The sequence below is a fragment of the Aureimonas phyllosphaerae genome (genome assembly GCF_047943035.1).
Taxonomy (GTDB): domain Bacteria; phylum Pseudomonadota; class Alphaproteobacteria; order Rhizobiales; family Rhizobiaceae; genus Aureimonas; species Aureimonas phyllosphaerae.
On sequence record NZ_CP181348.1, the window covers coordinates 96,303 to 110,800 of the forward strand.

Consider the following 14,498-nt stretch of genomic DNA (forward strand, 5'->3'; position numbering starts at 1 on the left):
CACTGCCGTCACAGCCAGCGGACCATGACGACGCGGGAGCCGTCCGGCGCCCCGGCCGGCCATTCCACATCGCGTCGCTGGCGCAGGGCTGGCGTCAGATCGGCATCATCGACAGCGACGAAGCGCCGTTGCGCGTAGAAGGCTTCGCCGATCGAAAGACCGCGCGCCGTGGAGAGACCCACCGCCCGGTGGAAGAACCATCCCGCCCGCTCCACCACGCTGGCCAGAAGCGCCGAGCCGAGGCCGCGACGCCCGTGGGCGGGATCGACGCCGAGGCCCGACAGCCAGTAGCAGCCGCTCGCGGCCGGGTCCTTCGTGAGGTCGGCAAGGTCTGCGGCGGCCGCAAAGCCCACCGCCTCGCCGCCCTTCGCCTCCGCCACGAAGACCTCGTGCGCGAGGAGGAACGGCACGAAGCGCTCGATCGGAATGGGGCCGGTGTCCGGGATGTGTCCGGCCTCGATCAGGAGCCGGTCGGCCGCGGCGTCGATCGCGCGCAGCCGCTCGGCCTCGCCCGGCTCCATCATGCGGATGCGGTAGCCCTCGGGCGCCATGCCACGGAACGCCTTGCGTCCGTTCAACTCGGCTCGTGGCCTTCGACGATCACGATGTCGGCCTCCGAGACCGCCTCGCGGATCGCCTTCGCCGCCTGGTATTCGGCCGAGTTGTAGCAGGCCATCGCGTCCTCCATCGAGGCGAACTCGATGACGACGTTGCGGGTCCGCGACGAGCCCTCCAGCGCCTGGAACGGGCCGCCGCGCACGAGGAAGCGTGCCCCGAAGCGCTGCATCGCCGGGGCCGCCGTCGTCACGTAGTCCGGGTAGCGCTCGGGGTCGTGGACGTCGACGCGGGCGATCCAGTAGGCCTTCGACATGGGGGGTCTCCTGTTCAGGCGTCGCGCATTTCGGCGAGGATCGCGCGGGCGGCGGCGAGGCGGTCGGGGGCCGCGATGATGGGCCGCGCGACGACGAGATGGGTGGAGCCGTTGCGCAGGGCGTCGCCGGGCGTCACGACGCGCTTCTGGTCGCCGGCCTCGCTGCCGGCCGGCCGGATGCCGGGCGTCACCAGCGCCATGCCGGGCGCGAGAAGCGCGCCCACCAGCGCCGCTTCCTGCGCCGAGGCGACGATGCCGCCGATCCCGGCGTCCGCCGCCTGGCGGGCGCGCAGTTCGACGAGGTCCGACACCGAGCCGCCGTAGCCGGACTCTCGAAGATCCTCGTCGGACAGGGAGGTGAGGACCGTGACGCCGAGGACGCAGAGGTTGGTGCCGTCGGCCGCCTTGGCCGCCGCGCGCATCACCTGCGGATAGGCGTGGATCGTCGTCATCGCGGCCCCGAGCCCCGCGATGCTTTCGATGCCCTTTTCCACCGTGTTGGCGATGTCGTGCAGCTTGAGATCGAGGAAGACCTTCTTGCCCATGCGCGTGAGCTCGCCGACGAGCGGCAGACCGCCGGCAAAGCCGAGCTGGTAGCCGATCTTGTAGAAACCGACTTCGTCCCCGAGTTCCGTGACGATCGCCTCGGCCTCCTGCCGGGAGGACACGTCGAGGCCGACGATCAGCCGGTCGCGGGGGCTCAGCGCGTTCATGTCGCTCATCTCTAGTGTGCCTCGTCCCAGTTGCCGGCGGCCCGGGCGTCGACGACGAGCGGCACGACGAGTTCCACCACCGGGTCGGCCGCGCCTTCCATGACGCGCTTCACCACCGGGATCGTTGCCTCGATCTCCTCGTCCGGCACCTCGAACACGAGTTCGTCGTGCACCTGCAGCAGCATGCGGGCCGACAGGCGCTCGGCGCGCAGCGCGTCCTCCATGCGGATCATCGCGCGGCGGATGATGTCGGCGGCCGTGCCCTGTATCGGGGCGTTGATCGCGGCGCGCTCGACGGCCGCGCGCACCTGCGGGTTCGAGGAGCGGATGTCAGGATAGTGCGCGCGCCGGCCGAACAGGGTCTCGACATAGCCCGTCTCCTTGGCGAAGGCCTTGGTGCGGTCCATGAAGTCGCGGATACCGGGGAAGCGCTCGAAATAGCGCTTGATATAGCTTGCCGCCTCGCCCTGCGGGATCGCGAGCTGGGCGGCGAGACCGAAGGCCGAGATGCCGTAGACGATGCCGAAATTGATCGCCTTGGCGCGGCGGCGCACGTCCGCCGGCATGCCCTCGACGGGCACGCCGAACATCTCCGAGGCGGTGGTCGCGTGGATGTCCTGGCCCGCCTGGAAGGCTTCGACGAGCTGAGGAATTTCGGCCATGTGCGCGAGGAGCCGCAGCTCGATCTGACTGTAGTCCGCCGACAGGAGCTTGTGGCCGCCCGCCGCGACGAAGGCCGTGCGGATCTCGCGGCCTTCCTGCGTGCGTACGGGAATGTTCTGGAGGTTGGGCTCCGACGAGGACAGGCGGCCGGTCGTGGTCGAAGCCAGCGAGTAGGACGTGTGGATGCGATCGGCTTCGTCCATGTAGACGGGGAGCGCGTCGGTATAGGTGCCCTTCAGCTTGGTGATCTGGCGCCAGTCGACGATGCGGCGCGGCAGGTCGTGGCCCTGGGCTGCGAGGTCCTCCAGGAGCTTGGCGTCGGTCGCCCACTGGCCGGTCTTGGTCTTCTTGCCGCCGGGCAGGCCGAGCTTGCCGAAGAGGATCTCGCCGAGCTGCTTGGGCGAGCCGATGTTGAACGGCTCGCCGGCGAGGATGTGGATGTCGGCCTCGAGGCCCGCCGCCTTCTGGGCGAACCGGCCGGACAGGCGCGACAGGATCTGCCGGTCGGCGCGGATGCCGCGCTCCTCCATGCGGGCGAGGACAGGCACGAGAGGCCGCTCCAGCCGCTCGTAGACCGAGATCATGCCCTCGGCGGCGAGCCGGGGCTTGAGCACCCGCCAGAGGCGCAGCGTCACGTCGGCGTCCTCGGCAGCATACTCCGTCACCTTGTCGATCGGGCAGGCGGCGATGGCCTTGGCCGCCTTGCCGGTGCCGACGAGCTCGCGGTAGCTGATCGGCTTGTGGCCGAGGAGGCGCTCGGACAATTCGTCCATGCCGTGCCCCTCGAGCGACGACGAGGCGTCGAGCACATAGGAGATCAGCATCGTGTCGTCGAAGGGCTGAAGCGCGATGCCGTGCCGGAGCATGACGAGATAATCGTACTTGACGTTCTGGCCGACCTTCAGGATCGCGGGGTCGGTCAGCACCGGCTTCAAGAGGTCGAGGACGCGGCCGAGCGGGATTTGCGCACCGACACCCTCCTTCGCCTCGTCGCCCGACAGGAGGTCGCCCGCCCCCTCGCCGACATGGGCGATCGGGACATAGGCGGCCTCTCCCGGCGAGACGGCGACGGACAGACCGACGAGATCGGCCTTCATCGCATCGAGCGAGGTCGTCTCGGTGTCGAAGGCGAGGATGCCGGTCTCGTAGGCGCGCGCGATCCAGCGCTCGAGCGTCGCCTCGTCGCGAATCGTCACGTAGGCCGAGCGGTCGACGGGCTGCGAGGCGGCTTGCGCCAGCCGCTCGGCGGCCAGCGCCTTCGGGCTCATGGCGAGCTGCGTGTCGCCGGCCGGCGCGGCGGGGTCGAGGTCGGGGCCGCGCGCGGGGGCCTTGGCGTCCACCTTGGCGGGCGCGACGTCGGCGGCGTCGGTGCCGAGCTTGGCGGCGACGCGACGCGTCAGCGTCGTGAACTCCATCGCCTTCAGGAAGGCGACGAGCTTCTCACCGTCGGGCTCGTGGATGAAGAGGTCGTCGAGCGGCACGTCGAGCGGCGTGTGCTGGTCGAGCGTGACGAGGCGCTTGGAAAGGCGCGCCTGGTCGACATTGGCGAGGATCGATTCGCGGCGCTTGGCCTGCTTGATCTCGTCCGCGCGCTCCAGCAGCGCTTCCAGCGTGCCGAAGGTTTCCAGCAGATCGGCCGCCGTCTTTGGACCGATGCCGGGAATGCCGGGCACGTTGTCGGAACTGTCGCCGACCAGCGCCTGGAGGTCGATCATCTTTTCCGGATAGACGCCGAACTTCTCGCGCACCTCCTCCGGGCCGAGGCGCTTGTCCTTCATCTGGTCGTAGAGGATGACGCCGGGCCCGACGAGCTGCATCAGGTCCTTGTCGGAGGACACGATCGTCACGTCCCCGCCCGCCTCGCGCGCCAGCCGCGCATAGGTCGCGATCAGGTCGTCGGCCTCGAAGCCCTCCTTCTCGATGCATGGCAGGTCGAAGGCGCGCACCGCCTCGCGGATCAAGGCGAACTGCGGGCGCAGGTCCTCCGGCGGCGCCGGCCGGTTGGCCTTGTAGCCGTCGTAGAGCGCGTTGCGGAACGTCGTCGAGGAGTGGTCGAAGATGACGGCGAAATGCGTCGGCGCGACGCCGACCGAGGTGTCGCGCGACTCCTCAACCAGCTTCCACAGCATGTTGCAGAAGCCGGACACGGCGCCCACCGGCATCCCGTCGGACTTGCGCGTGAGCGGCGGCAGCGCGTGGTAGGCCCTGAAGATGTAGGCCGAACCGTCGACGAGGAAGAGATGATCGCCCTTTTGCATGGGATGGGTCGTATCGCGGGGGGCGCGTCCTGTCCATCGCAGGCACCGGGGCGAAGGCCATGCAACCCTTGCGTTTCATGGCATGCGCAGCGGTTTCAGATTACAAAGGTTTAATGCCTTCGATCACGCGTTCGTGATCGAATCCCATTGAACTTAAACCTGTCAAGGCGCATTTTCTGAGCAACGACGCACACGATGACGTCGTGCTTCGGTCTCAAGCTCGTCCCCCGCTTTGAGCCGAATGTCGGAGCGGATGATCCCATCCCCCCTCACGGGATCCCGCTCTATTGAGAAGGAGCCGTCGCGACAACCCCCCTCCAGTCCGCGACGGCTCTTTTCTCACCTCCCCCCTTTCCTCACCGCATCGATTTCGCCTCTGCTGTTGCGCAGCCGCGACAGGAACGGCCTGCGCCTCGCGCTTTGCGTCCGGCGCCGAGGCGCGCTATCGCAGGACCGGACCCGTCCGGGGCGTAAGCGCCCCGCGACGCCAGCGAAAGGGCGTTTCCATGGCCGACCTCGACAGCGTGCTCGCCTGTCTCGACCTCAATCTCGACCGCTCGGTGGAGCGCCTGCAGGATCTCCTGCGCATCCCCTCCATCTCGACCGACCCGGCCTATGCCGCGGACTGCCGCCGCGCCGCCGAGTGGCTGACGGGCGATCTCGAGGCGATCGGCTTTGCGGCGCGCGTCGCCGAGACGGCCGGCCATCCCATGGTCGTCGCCTACCGCAAGGGGCCCGAGGGCTCACCGCATGTCCTCTTCTACGGGCATTACGACGTCCAGCCGGTCGATCCGCTCAATCTCTGGGACGCCGATCCGTTCGACCCGAAGGTCGTGACGATGCCGGACGGCACGCGCCGCATTACCGGGCGCGGCTCCGCCGACGACAAGGGCCAGCTGATGACCTTCGTCGAGGCCTGCCGCGCCTTCATCGCCGAGACCGGCGGCCTGCCCTGCTCGGTCACGATCTTCCTCGAAGGCGAGGAGGAGTCCGGCTCGCCCTCGCTCCTACCCTTCCTCGACGCCAACAAGGCCGAGCTCACCGCCGACGTCGCGCTGATCTGCGACACCAACATGTGGGACCGCGAGACGCCCGCGATCTCGACGGGACTTCGCGGCCTCGTCGGCGAGGAGATCACCATCCGCGCGGCGTCGATGGACCTCCATTCCGGCTATTTCGGCGGCGCGGCGGCCAACCCGATCCGCGTCCTCGCCAAAATCCTTGCCGACCTTCACGATGATGACGGCCGCGTCACCCTGCCCGGCTTCTACGACGGCGTGCCGGACCTGCCCGAGGACGTGCGCCGCGTCTGGAACGAACTACCCTTCTCGCAGGGCGAGTTCCTCGGCTCCGTCGGCCTGTCGGTTCCCGCCGGCGAAAAGGGCCGCTCGGTGCTGGAGCAGACGTGGTCGCGCCCGACCGCCGAGGTCAACGGCATCGAGGGCGGCTACACCGGCAAGGGCTTCAAGACGGTGATTGCGGCGGAGGCCCATGCCAAGGTCTCGTTCCGCCTCGTCTTCGACCAGGACCCGGCGAAGATCCGGGAGAGCTTCCGCGCCTTCGTGCTCGAGCGCCTGCCGGCCGACTGCACGGCGGAGTTCCACGAGCACGGCGGCTCGCCGGCGATCCAGCTTCCCTTCGATTCGCCCGTCCTCACGACAGCCCGCGAAGCCCTGTCGGACGAGTGGCCGAAGCCGGCCGTGATGATCGGCATGGGCGGCTCGATCCCGGTCGTCGGCGAGTTCAAGCGGCGGCTCGGCATGCCCTCGCTCCTCATCGGCTTCGGTCTCGGCGACGACCGCATCCATTCGCCGAACGAGAAGTACGAGATGTCGTCCTTCGCCAAGGGCCAGCGCTCCTGGGCGCGCGTGCTGGCCGCGCTCGGCGAAAAGGGAACGGGCTGACACCCGCAGCTTTTGCGACCGGGCGCCCCTCACCGGCGCCCGGATGCCGCGTCCACGGGGCTCGGCGGCCCGACGGGCGTCGCGGAGGACCATCCGCCATGTCGGCTGCATCCGCGGATCCGACGCGGCACCTGTCCAAAGCCCATCACGGCCTCTAGATGCGCCGACATGGAAACTCGACCGGACGCCATGGACCAGCTTCGCCTCAACGCCCTCGACGCCGAGGATCTCGCGATCGTCTCGGCGCATGTCCAGGACGCGGTGCTGCGCGTCGGCGACTTGGCACTCGACGGGCGAGCGGGCCGTCTCCTCGTGCCGATGAACCGCTTCGCCTGGGAAGCCGTCCGCCCGCGGCGCTGGTTCGCCAAGCCCAAGCCGGGGGAGCGCCGGCGCAGCGTCCTGCGCTTCGACCGCGTCCTCTCCGCCAGCCGCACCGGCATCGACCTTGGCGCGCCCGAAGACGTCCTGTCGCTCCTCGCGCTGCGCTGGACGCCGGGCGACGATCCGTCCGGCGCGATCGAGCTTGTCTTTGCGGGCGAAGCCGCGATAAGGCTCCACGTCGAATGTATCGAGGTCCAGCTGGCCGATCTCGGCGCTGCCTGGAGCACCCCGTCGCGCCCGTTCCACCGGGTCTGACGCGGCGCCCGGCGCCCGGCCGTCCAGCCCGAGGGAGATCCGCGCCTTGCCCCAGAGGCTGAACGCCGCCGAACCGGACTTCGAAGCCCGGTTCCGCGACCTCCTCGCCGCCAAGCGCGAGGTCTCGGCCGACGTGGAAGCCACGGTGCGCGCCATCCTCGACGAAGTGCGCCGGGACGGCGACGCGGCGCTCATCGCCTTCACCGAACGGTTCGACCAGCTGCGGCTGACGCCGGAATCCTTACGCGTCGGCGAGGCGGAGATCGAGGCGGCCTTCCGCGCGACGCCGCGCGAGACGCTCGACGCCCTCACGCTCGCCCACCGTCGCATCACCAGCCATCACGAGCGGCAGCGGCCGAAGGACGACCGCTACGAGGACGAGATCGGCGCGGTGCTCGGTAGCCGCTGGACGGCGGTCGAATCGGTCGGCCTCTACGTGCCGGGCGGCGCGGCGAGCTACCCGTCCTCGGTCCTGATGAACGCGGTTCCCGCCAAGGTCGCGGGCGTCTCGCGCATCGCCATGGTGGTGCCGGCGATGCGCGGCGCGCTGAACCCGCTGGTGCTCGCCGCCGCGCGGATCGCGGGCATCGACGAGATCTATCGCATCGGCGGCGCGCAGGCGGTGGCCGCGCTCGCCTACGGCACGGCGACGATCGCGCCGGTCGCCAAGATCGTCGGCCCCGGCAACGCCTATGTCGCGAGCGCCAAGCGGCAGGTCTTCGGGACGGTCGGCATCGACATGATCGCCGGGCCTTCCGAGGTGCTGGTGATCGCGGACGCCGACAACGATCCCGACTGGATCGCCGCCGACCTCCTTGCGCAGGCCGAGCACGACCGCTCCGCGCAGTCGATCCTCCTCACCGATTCCGCCGCCTTCGCGAGCGCGGTCGAGGCGGCGGTCGAGCGTCAGCTTCAGCGTCTGTCGCGGGCCGAGACGGCGCGCGCGAGCTGGGACGAGTTCGGCGCGACGGTCGTCGTCTCCGATCTTCTGGCGGAGGCGCCGCCGCTTGCCGACCGGATCGCGGCCGAACATCTGGAGATCGCGACCGCCGACCCGGACGCGATGTTCGCCCGCATCCGCAACGCGGGCGCCGTGTTCCTCGGGCGGCATACGCCGGAGGTGATCGGCGACTATGTCGGCGGCTCCAACCATGTCCTGCCGACGGCGCGCTCGGCGCGCTTCTCGTCGGGCCTTTCGGTGCTCGACTTCGTCAAGCGCACCTCGATCCTGCAGCTGTCGGCCGAGGCGCTCCGCGCGCTGGGGCCCGCCGCGATCGAGATCGCGCGCGTCGAGGGTCTCGATGCGCATGCCCGCTCCGTCGCCGTGCGGCTCAACCTCTAGGGGACCGGGATGGCGGGCAAGCTGATCTCGGTGGATCTCGACGAAACGGTGGGGCGCGCCTCCGCCGACATCGAGCACGAGCGGGCCGTGGCGATCTTCGATCTGATCGAGGAAAACCTCTTCGAGCCCGAAGGCGTCTCCGGCGAGCGCTTCCGGTTGAAGCTGGCGCTGGCCGACCGCCGCCTCGTCTTCGACATCGCCGACGAGGCGGGCACCCCGCTCACCGCGCACCACCTGTCGCTGACCCCCTTCAAGCGGGTGATCCGCGACTACTTCCTGATCTGCGACAGTTACTACGAGGCGATCCGCTCCTCGACGCCCTCGCAGATCGAGGCCATCGACATGGGCCGGCGCGGCATCCACAATGACGGCTCGGACCTCCTGCGCGAGCGCCTGGCCGGCAAGATCACGCTCGACAAGGATACGGCGCGGCGCCTGTTCACGCTGATCTGCGTCCTGCATCGGCGCAACTGAGACGAGGGGCTGTGATGGATCACCTGCAGAACAGCCGATCGACACCCAGGGGCTGCCCTTGAGCGAGACCGGCGGCAGCGTGAAGCGTCCGGGCTCGATCCTGTTCGTCTGCGGGATGAACGCGATCCGCTCGCCGATGGCCGAAGCCGTGGCGCGGTCCGTGCTGCCCGGGACCTACGTCGCCTCGGCGGGCGTCAAGGACGGCGAGCGCGACCCGTTCGTCGATGTGATCCTCGCGGAGGAGGGTCTCAGCCTCGGCGACCGCAAGCCGCAGAAATACGAGGACCTTGCCGACGGGTTCTTCGACCTCATCGTCACCCTGTCGCCCGAAGCTCACCATGCCGCGATGAGCGCGACGGAGGCGGACGCGACCGCTGTGGAGTTCTGGCCGATGCCCGACCCCTCCGCCGTGACCGGCAGCCGCGGGCAGATCCTCGACGCCTACCGCGACCTCTTCCGCCGCATCAAGGCGCGGCTCGACGAGTTCAGCCGGCGCTGAACCGCTGGTCGCGTTCCGTCAGTGGGCGTCGACCTTCACGCCCGTCTTCGGCTTCTGGACGAAGACGCAGAGCGCGCAGAGCGCAACGAACAGCCCGGTCAGGAACAGGAACACGTCGGAGAACGCCATCACCGATGCCTCGCGCTTCACCAGCTGAACCATCTGGCCGATCGCCGCCTGATTGCCGTCGATGCCCGCCGCCGACAGGTTGGCGGCGATCTCGGCCATCCGGTCCTCGGCCACCTGGCTGCCCCAGCGCACCCGCTCGGCAAGGCGGTCGTAGTGCAGCGCCGTGCGGTCGTTGATCATCGTGTTGATGAGCGCGAGGCCGACGGCACCGCCGAGGTTCCGCGTCAAGTTGTAGAGGCCCGAAGCGCCCTTGATGACCTGCGGTGCCAAGGTGCCGAGCGCGATGTTGTTGATCGGCACCATCGCCATCATCAACCCGAAGCCGCGCAGGATCTGCGGGATCAGGAGTTCGTAGAAGTCCCAGTCGTGGGTGATGCCTGTCATCAGCCAGGTTCCGAGGCCAAAGGACACGAAGCCCATCGCCATCATCACGCGCGGATCGAGCCGGGTGGACAGCTTGCCCGAGATCGGCGCGGTGAAGAACATCGCCATGCCCGAGACGAACATCGTCTCGCCGATCATCAGCGAATCGTAGCCGCGGATGCGACCGAGATAGACCGGATAGAGATAGGTCAGGCCGTAGAGGCCGACGCCCATGATGAAGGAGAACAAGGAGCCGAAGGCGAAGTTGCGGTTCTTGAACGCCGTGAGATCGACGATCGGCTCCTTCGCCGTGAAGGCCCGCCAGAAGAACACGAGCGCGCCGACGACCAGCACCACGGTCATGACGACGATCACCTCGTCCTCGAACCAGTCGTCGAGCGGGCCCTCCTCCAGGACGTATTCAAGGGCGCCGAGGAAGGCGGCCATGCCGAACAGGCCGTACCAGTCGAAGCGCGAGAAGAGCGACAGGTCCGGCTTGTCGAAATCGACGAGGTTCCAGACCGCGAGCGTGACGACGATGCCGAAGGGTACGTTGACGAGGAAGAGCCAGTGCCAGCTCATCGCGTGGCTGAGATAGCCGCCGACCGTCGGGCCGATGGTCGGCGCGAGCGTCGCCACGAGGCCGATCATCGGCGAGACCACGGCGCGCTTCGAGGGCGGGAAGATCGTGAAGGCGGCGGCGAAGACGCTCGGGATCATGGCGCCGCCGATGAAGCCCTGCAGCGCCCGGTAGAGAATCATCTGGTCGATGTTGGACGCCGTCGCGCAGAGCGCCGAGGCGGCCGTGAAGCCGGCGGCCGCGAGCGTGAAGAGGATGCGCGTCGACAGCATCCGGGCCAGGAACCCGGACAGGGGGATCATGATGACTTCGGCGATCAGGTAGGCGGTCTGGACCCAGGCCACCTCGTCGGACGAGGCGGACAGACCGGCCTGGATCTCGGCGAGCGAGGCCGAGACGATCTGGATGTCGAGGATCGACATGAACATGCCGAAGACCATGGCCATGAAGGCCAGGACGCGGCGCATGGGGACATGATCCGCATCGGCCCGAACGACGGGCGTATCGGCGGTGATCGACGACATGGAAGCCTGCCTTGCCGGTCCCCGTTGCGGGACCGGCCGTGACGAAGGGTGGGGTTAGTTGGCCTCGGCCAGCGCGTGCGAGCCGGCCGGCGCCGTGCGGGTATCGACCGAGGCCGTCACCGAGAGGCCCGGGCGAAGGTTGCCCTTGGCAGCCTCGGCCGGATCGACGGCGACACGCACGGGCACGCGCTGCACGATCTTGGTGAAGTTGCCAGTCGCGTTGTCAGCGGGCAGAAGCGAGAAGACCGAGCCCGAGGCCGGAGCGAGCGAGACCACGGTTCCTTTCACCTCGACCCCCGGCAGGGCATCGACCTCAATGCGCACGGTCTCGCCGACCTGGATCTCGTGGAGCTGCGTTTCCTTGAAGTTCGCGTCCACATAGATCTTGTCGAGCGGCACCACCGAGGCGAGCCGGCGGCTCGGAGACACGAGATCGCCCTCCTGCACCGACAGGTTGCCGATCACCCCGTCATAGGGCGCGCGCAACGTCGTGAAGCTGAGGTCGCGGGCTGCCTGATCGCGCGCGACCTCGAGGCCCTCGAGCGTCGTGTTGCCCTGGTTGATCTGGGCATCCAGGACGCCAACATTGGCCTTGGCCGACGTCACCGCCGCCTTGGCACCGAGGAGCTTGGCATCGGCCTCGGCCTTGGCGGAGCGGGCCTGATCGAGCGGCGCCTGCGCGCCCGCGCCAGAACGGGTCAGCTGCTCGGCGCGCTGGAGGTTCAGGGCAGCCTGGCCGACCGTGGCGTCCGCCACCGTGACGTTGGCCTCGGCCTCGCCGACCTGACCGAGCGCGGCCTCGCGCTGGGCCTCGATCGAGCCGATCGCCGCCTTCTGCGACGAGATCTTCGCTTCGGCGGAGCGCAGGGCGAGCTCGTAATCGCCCGGATCGATCTCGATGATCGGATCGCCCGCCTTGACCGGCTGGTTCTCGACCACCGGCACGGAGCGGACATAGCCCGTCACCTTCGGTGTCATCACCGCCATGTCGGCGCCGACATAGGCGTCGTCGGTCGAGACGAGGAAGCGCCCGTCCACCCACCACTGGTGGCCGTACCAGCCACCGCCACCGAGCGCCGCCACGATGACGAGCGGCAGGAGCAGCCTCTTGCCGATCCCGCCCTTCTTCTTCGTCGGCGTGGCGTCGGCAGGCTTGGCCGCCGGCGGCGCGGTCTCGCCCGTCTTGCGACCGACGACCTCGAGCTTCGGCGCGTCGGACACACGCTTGGCCTCGAGCGAAGGATTTGACTTTTGAGACGCGGACTTCGACATAGTGGCAGAACCCAAATCGAACCGAACCGTTCGGTTCGACGTTGACATAGACGTGATGACCGGGCAGGGCAAGTGTGATCCTCCGCCGACGCCCGAATTATTTCGGCATCCTTATCGAAAAGTGCTCTCGAAACCGTGACCGCAATCCTCGATCTCGTACAAACCCCGTCGGCTCCCGGCGATCGTCGTGCCGCAGCCGGGGAGGACCCGACCAAGCGGCGACAGATCCTTGAGGGCGCGCGCCGGGCGTTCGTGGGCCTCGGCTTCGACGCGGCCTCGATGAACGACGTGGTGCGCGAGGCCGGCGTCTCGAAATCGACGCTCTACGTCTACTTCCGATCAAAGGAAGAGCTGTTCCGAGCGCTGATCGAGTGCGAACGGGAAGCCTATCTCGCCGAAGTGGAGGCACTTCTCACCGATCCCGGCGACCCCGCCGAAACGCTCCTGCGCTACGGGCAACGCCTTGCGAGGCTCGTGATGTCGCCCGAGGCGATGCATGCCAAGCGCACGGTGATCGCGGTTGCCGCCCGCATGCCCGAGGTCGGGCGCGAGTTCTACCGGCACGGGCCGCAGCGGGGCCTCGCCCTTCTCTCGGCCTATCTGGAAAAGGCCTGCGCGGCCGGCACGCTGGAGATCCCCGACGTGGCCTTGGCGGCCGCGCAGTTCGTTGAGCTCGCCACCGCCGGCATCCTGCGCCGGCGCTTCTTCGACGACGAGGCGCCCGCGATCTCGGAGGCCGATGTGGCGCACGTCGTCGCCTCGGCGGTCCGCCTGTTCATGGCGGGATACAGTCCCCAGCGCACCTGACGCGCGAGGGCGCGATCGACACCCGCAGGCTCGGGTGTCTCAGCCGCGCCCGTCCGCAAAGAAGGCGATCGCGGCCTGGACGTCCTCGATCCCGAAGCCTTTCTCCGACGACGTCGCGATGATCTCCGGGAAGGCCGCCGGCCGCTTGCGGATCGCCTCGCGGGTCGCCGCCTCGAGCTTGGGCAGCGCGAGGGCCGAGATCTTGTCGGCCTTGGTCAGCACGATCTGGTAGGACACGGCTGCCTTGTCCAGCAGCGTCATCACGTCGGCATCGTTCTTTTTGATGCCGTGTCGGGCATCGATCAGCACGAAGACGCGCTTCAGCGTCGCGCGGCCGCGCAGGTAGTCGAAGACGAGCTTGGTCCAGGCGTCGACCTGCTCCTTGGGCGCCTGCGCGTAGCCGTAGCCCGGCATGTCGACGAGGGCGATCGGCGGCAGGTCGCCGGCCTCGCCGGAATAGCCGTCGGGCACGAAGTAGTTCAGCTCCTGCGTGCGCCCCGGCGTGTTGGAGGTGCGCGCGAGCCCCTTCTGGCCGACGATGCCGTTGATCAGCGACGACTTGCCGACGTTGGAGCGGCCGGCGAAGGCCACCTCGGGCGGGCCTTCCGGCGGCAGGAACTTCATCGACGGCACGCCGCGGATGAAGACCCAGGGGCGCGCGAAGAACAGGCGGCGCTCCTCACCCCCGTCGTCGCCGGCGGTCGTCCGGTTGTCCTGCGTCTCGCTCATGCCGCCTTCTCCAGCGCGTCGATGTCTGCGCCGCGGATGGCGGCAAGGTTTCGGCCGATCCGGTCGATCGGCCAGTCCCACCAGCGAAGCGCCAGGAGGCGTTCGACGATCGCCGGCTCGAACCGCCGGCGCCGCTCGGCGGCCGGGTTGCCCGCGACGATCGCATAGGGCGCGACGTCCCGCGACACGACGCTCGACGCCGCGATGATCGCGCCGTCGCCGATCGTCACGCCCGGCAGGATCAGGGCGTCGGCGCCGATCCACACGTCGTTGCCGACCGTGGTGTCGCCCTTGTTGCCGGCAGCGATGGTCGCGAAGTCGAACCCGTCCTCCCAGCCACCGCCGAAGATGTTGAAGGGGAAGGTCGAGAAGCCCGTCATCGCGTGGTTCGCCCCGTTCATCACGAAGCGCGCTCCGGTGGCGATGGCGCAGAAGCGGCCGATCACCAGCCTGTCGCCGAGGAATTCGTAGTGGTGGAGGATGTTGCGGGTGTCGAAGAGGAGCGCCGCGTCCGGGTCGTCGTAGTAGGTGTACTCGCCGATCTCGACATTGGGCGCGGTGACGACGTTGCGCAGGAACACGATGCGCTGGTGGGCGGGCACGGGATGCACCGCTCGTGGGTCGGGACCAAGGGACATGACCGCTTCTTACGGCCTTGCCGCCGACGCGTCCACCGGCGGCGCGAAAGCGAAGCGGGCGGAGCCTCGATGGCCCCGCCCGCCAATATCAGTGCG

14 protein-coding genes are annotated in these 14,498 nt (G+C 68.8%); 6 read left to right on the plus strand and 8 right to left on the minus strand.

The window, feature by feature from the left end; all coding sequences use genetic code 11:
• Nucleotides 1–8: 8 nt before the first annotated feature.
• The 4 genes from ACLNGM_RS00460 to polA are packed head-to-tail and all read right to left on the minus strand — an operon-like array spanning nucleotide 9 to nucleotide 4,505.
• Nucleotides 9–578, minus strand: a complete 570-nt coding sequence (locus tag ACLNGM_RS00460) for a GNAT family N-acetyltransferase (RefSeq protein WP_416356729.1) — start codon at nucleotides 576–578, stop codon at nucleotides 9–11.
• Entirely contained in the window at nucleotides 575–871 is a 297-nt protein-coding gene (locus ACLNGM_RS00465; protein ID WP_416356730.1) for a DUF1330 domain-containing protein, read from the minus strand. The genes ACLNGM_RS00460 and ACLNGM_RS00465 overlap by 4 nt, the downstream gene beginning before the upstream one ends.
• A gap of 14 nt (nucleotides 872–885) precedes the next feature.
• Entirely contained in the window at nucleotides 886–1,593 is a 708-nt protein-coding gene (pyrF, locus tag ACLNGM_RS00470) for an orotidine-5'-phosphate decarboxylase (RefSeq protein ID WP_416356731.1), read from the minus strand.
• A gap of 2 nt (nucleotides 1,594–1,595) precedes the next feature.
• Complete coding sequence (gene polA, locus ACLNGM_RS00475) at nucleotides 1,596–4,505, minus strand: DNA polymerase I (protein WP_416356732.1); 2,910 nt, start codon at nucleotides 4,503–4,505, stop codon at nucleotides 1,596–1,598.
• 506 nt (nucleotides 4,506–5,011) lie between these two features.
• Between polA and ACLNGM_RS00480 the strand changes: the two genes are divergently transcribed.
• The 5 genes from ACLNGM_RS00480 to ACLNGM_RS00500 all read left to right on the plus strand — a co-directional run bounded on the left by ACLNGM_RS00480 (nucleotide 5,012) and on the right by ACLNGM_RS00500 (nucleotide 9,360).
• The gene (locus ACLNGM_RS00480) at nucleotides 5,012–6,409 is read left to right on the plus strand and encodes a dipeptidase (protein ID WP_416356733.1); all 1,398 of its coding nucleotides are present in this window, start codon (nucleotides 5,012–5,014) and stop codon (nucleotides 6,407–6,409) included.
• A 189-nt stretch (nucleotides 6,410–6,598) separates the two neighbouring features.
• The gene (locus tag ACLNGM_RS00485) at nucleotides 6,599–7,045 is read left to right on the plus strand and encodes a DUF2948 family protein (protein ID WP_416356734.1); all 447 of its coding nucleotides are present in this window, start codon (nucleotides 6,599–6,601) and stop codon (nucleotides 7,043–7,045) included.
• A 46-nt stretch (nucleotides 7,046–7,091) separates the two neighbouring features.
• Nucleotides 7,092–8,387, plus strand: coding sequence for a histidinol dehydrogenase (hisD, locus tag ACLNGM_RS00490; protein WP_090963921.1), 1,296 nt, complete (start codon nucleotides 7,092–7,094; stop codon nucleotides 8,385–8,387).
• 9 nt (nucleotides 8,388–8,396) lie between these two features.
• Nucleotides 8,397–8,861 (plus strand): UPF0262 family protein, encoded by a 465-nt coding sequence (locus ACLNGM_RS00495; RefSeq protein WP_090963922.1) that lies wholly within the window; start codon nucleotides 8,397–8,399, stop codon nucleotides 8,859–8,861.
• 115 nt (nucleotides 8,862–8,976) lie between these two features.
• Entirely contained in the window at nucleotides 8,977–9,360 is a 384-nt protein-coding gene (locus tag ACLNGM_RS00500) for a low molecular weight phosphatase family protein (protein ID WP_244546004.1), read from the plus strand.
• A gap of 18 nt (nucleotides 9,361–9,378) precedes the next feature.
• Here the strand turns inward: ACLNGM_RS00500 and ACLNGM_RS00505 are convergent, their stop codons facing one another.
• Both ACLNGM_RS00505 and ACLNGM_RS00510 read right to left on the minus strand, forming a co-directional pair.
• Nucleotides 9,379–10,956 carry a DHA2 family efflux MFS transporter permease subunit gene (locus tag ACLNGM_RS00505; protein WP_416356735.1) on the minus strand — a complete coding sequence of 526 codons (1,578 nt, stop codon included), beginning with the start codon at nucleotides 10,954–10,956 and terminating at the stop codon, nucleotides 9,379–9,381.
• A 54-nt stretch (nucleotides 10,957–11,010) separates the two neighbouring features.
• Nucleotides 11,011–12,228 (minus strand): HlyD family secretion protein, encoded by a 1,218-nt coding sequence (locus ACLNGM_RS00510; RefSeq protein ID WP_416356736.1) that lies wholly within the window; start codon nucleotides 12,226–12,228, stop codon nucleotides 11,011–11,013.
• Between the two features lie 135 nt (nucleotides 12,229–12,363).
• Here ACLNGM_RS00510 and ACLNGM_RS00515 point away from each other — a divergent pair, with 135 nt between their 5' ends.
• Nucleotides 12,364–13,035, plus strand: a complete 672-nt coding sequence (locus ACLNGM_RS00515; protein ID WP_416356737.1) for a TetR/AcrR family transcriptional regulator — start codon at nucleotides 12,364–12,366, stop codon at nucleotides 13,033–13,035.
• Between the two features lie 39 nt (nucleotides 13,036–13,074).
• On the opposite strand, the gene yihA is transcribed toward ACLNGM_RS00515, so the two are convergent.
• Both yihA and ACLNGM_RS00525 read right to left on the minus strand, forming a co-directional pair.
• Nucleotides 13,075–13,764 (minus strand): ribosome biogenesis GTP-binding protein YihA/YsxC, encoded by a 690-nt coding sequence (yihA, locus tag ACLNGM_RS00520; protein ID WP_416356738.1) that lies wholly within the window; start codon nucleotides 13,762–13,764, stop codon nucleotides 13,075–13,077.
• The gene (locus ACLNGM_RS00525) at nucleotides 13,761–14,402 is read right to left on the minus strand and encodes a CatB-related O-acetyltransferase (RefSeq protein ID WP_090963932.1); all 642 of its coding nucleotides are present in this window, start codon (nucleotides 14,400–14,402) and stop codon (nucleotides 13,761–13,763) included. The genes yihA and ACLNGM_RS00525 overlap by 4 nt, the downstream gene beginning before the upstream one ends.
• Nucleotides 14,403–14,498 lie beyond the last annotated feature (96 nt).

What these genes read in the sequence shown, in the direction of transcription:
- ACLNGM_RS00510 (WP_416356736.1), bottom strand. Translation starts at nt 12,228, where the DNA reads ATGTCGAAGTCCGCGTCTCAAAAGTCAAATCCTTCGCTCGAGGCCAAG.
- ACLNGM_RS00500 (WP_244546004.1), top strand. Translation starts at nt 8,977, where the DNA reads ATGAACGCGATCCGCTCGCCGATGGCCGAAGCCGTGGCGCGGTCCGTG.
- polA (WP_416356732.1), bottom strand. Translation starts at nt 4,505, where the DNA reads ATGCAAAAGGGCGATCATCTCTTCCTCGTCGACGGTTCGGCCTACATC.
- ACLNGM_RS00485 (WP_416356734.1), top strand. Translation starts at nt 6,599, where the DNA reads ATGGACCAGCTTCGCCTCAACGCCCTCGACGCCGAGGATCTCGCGATC.
- ACLNGM_RS00495 (WP_090963922.1), top strand. Translation starts at nt 8,397, where the DNA reads ATGGCGGGCAAGCTGATCTCGGTGGATCTCGACGAAACGGTGGGGCGC.
- ACLNGM_RS00480 (WP_416356733.1), top strand. Translation starts at nt 5,012, where the DNA reads ATGGCCGACCTCGACAGCGTGCTCGCCTGTCTCGACCTCAATCTCGAC.
- pyrF (WP_416356731.1), bottom strand. Translation starts at nt 1,593, where the DNA reads ATGAGCGACATGAACGCGCTGAGCCCCCGCGACCGGCTGATCGTCGGC.
- yihA (WP_416356738.1), bottom strand. Translation starts at nt 13,764, where the DNA reads ATGAGCGAGACGCAGGACAACCGGACGACCGCCGGCGACGACGGGGGT.
- ACLNGM_RS00505 (WP_416356735.1), bottom strand. Translation starts at nt 10,956, where the DNA reads ATGTCGTCGATCACCGCCGATACGCCCGTCGTTCGGGCCGATGCGGAT.
- ACLNGM_RS00525 (WP_090963932.1), bottom strand. Translation starts at nt 14,402, where the DNA reads ATGTCCCTTGGTCCCGACCCACGAGCGGTGCATCCCGTGCCCGCCCAC.
- ACLNGM_RS00465 (WP_416356730.1), bottom strand. Translation starts at nt 871, where the DNA reads ATGTCGAAGGCCTACTGGATCGCCCGCGTCGACGTCCACGACCCCGAG.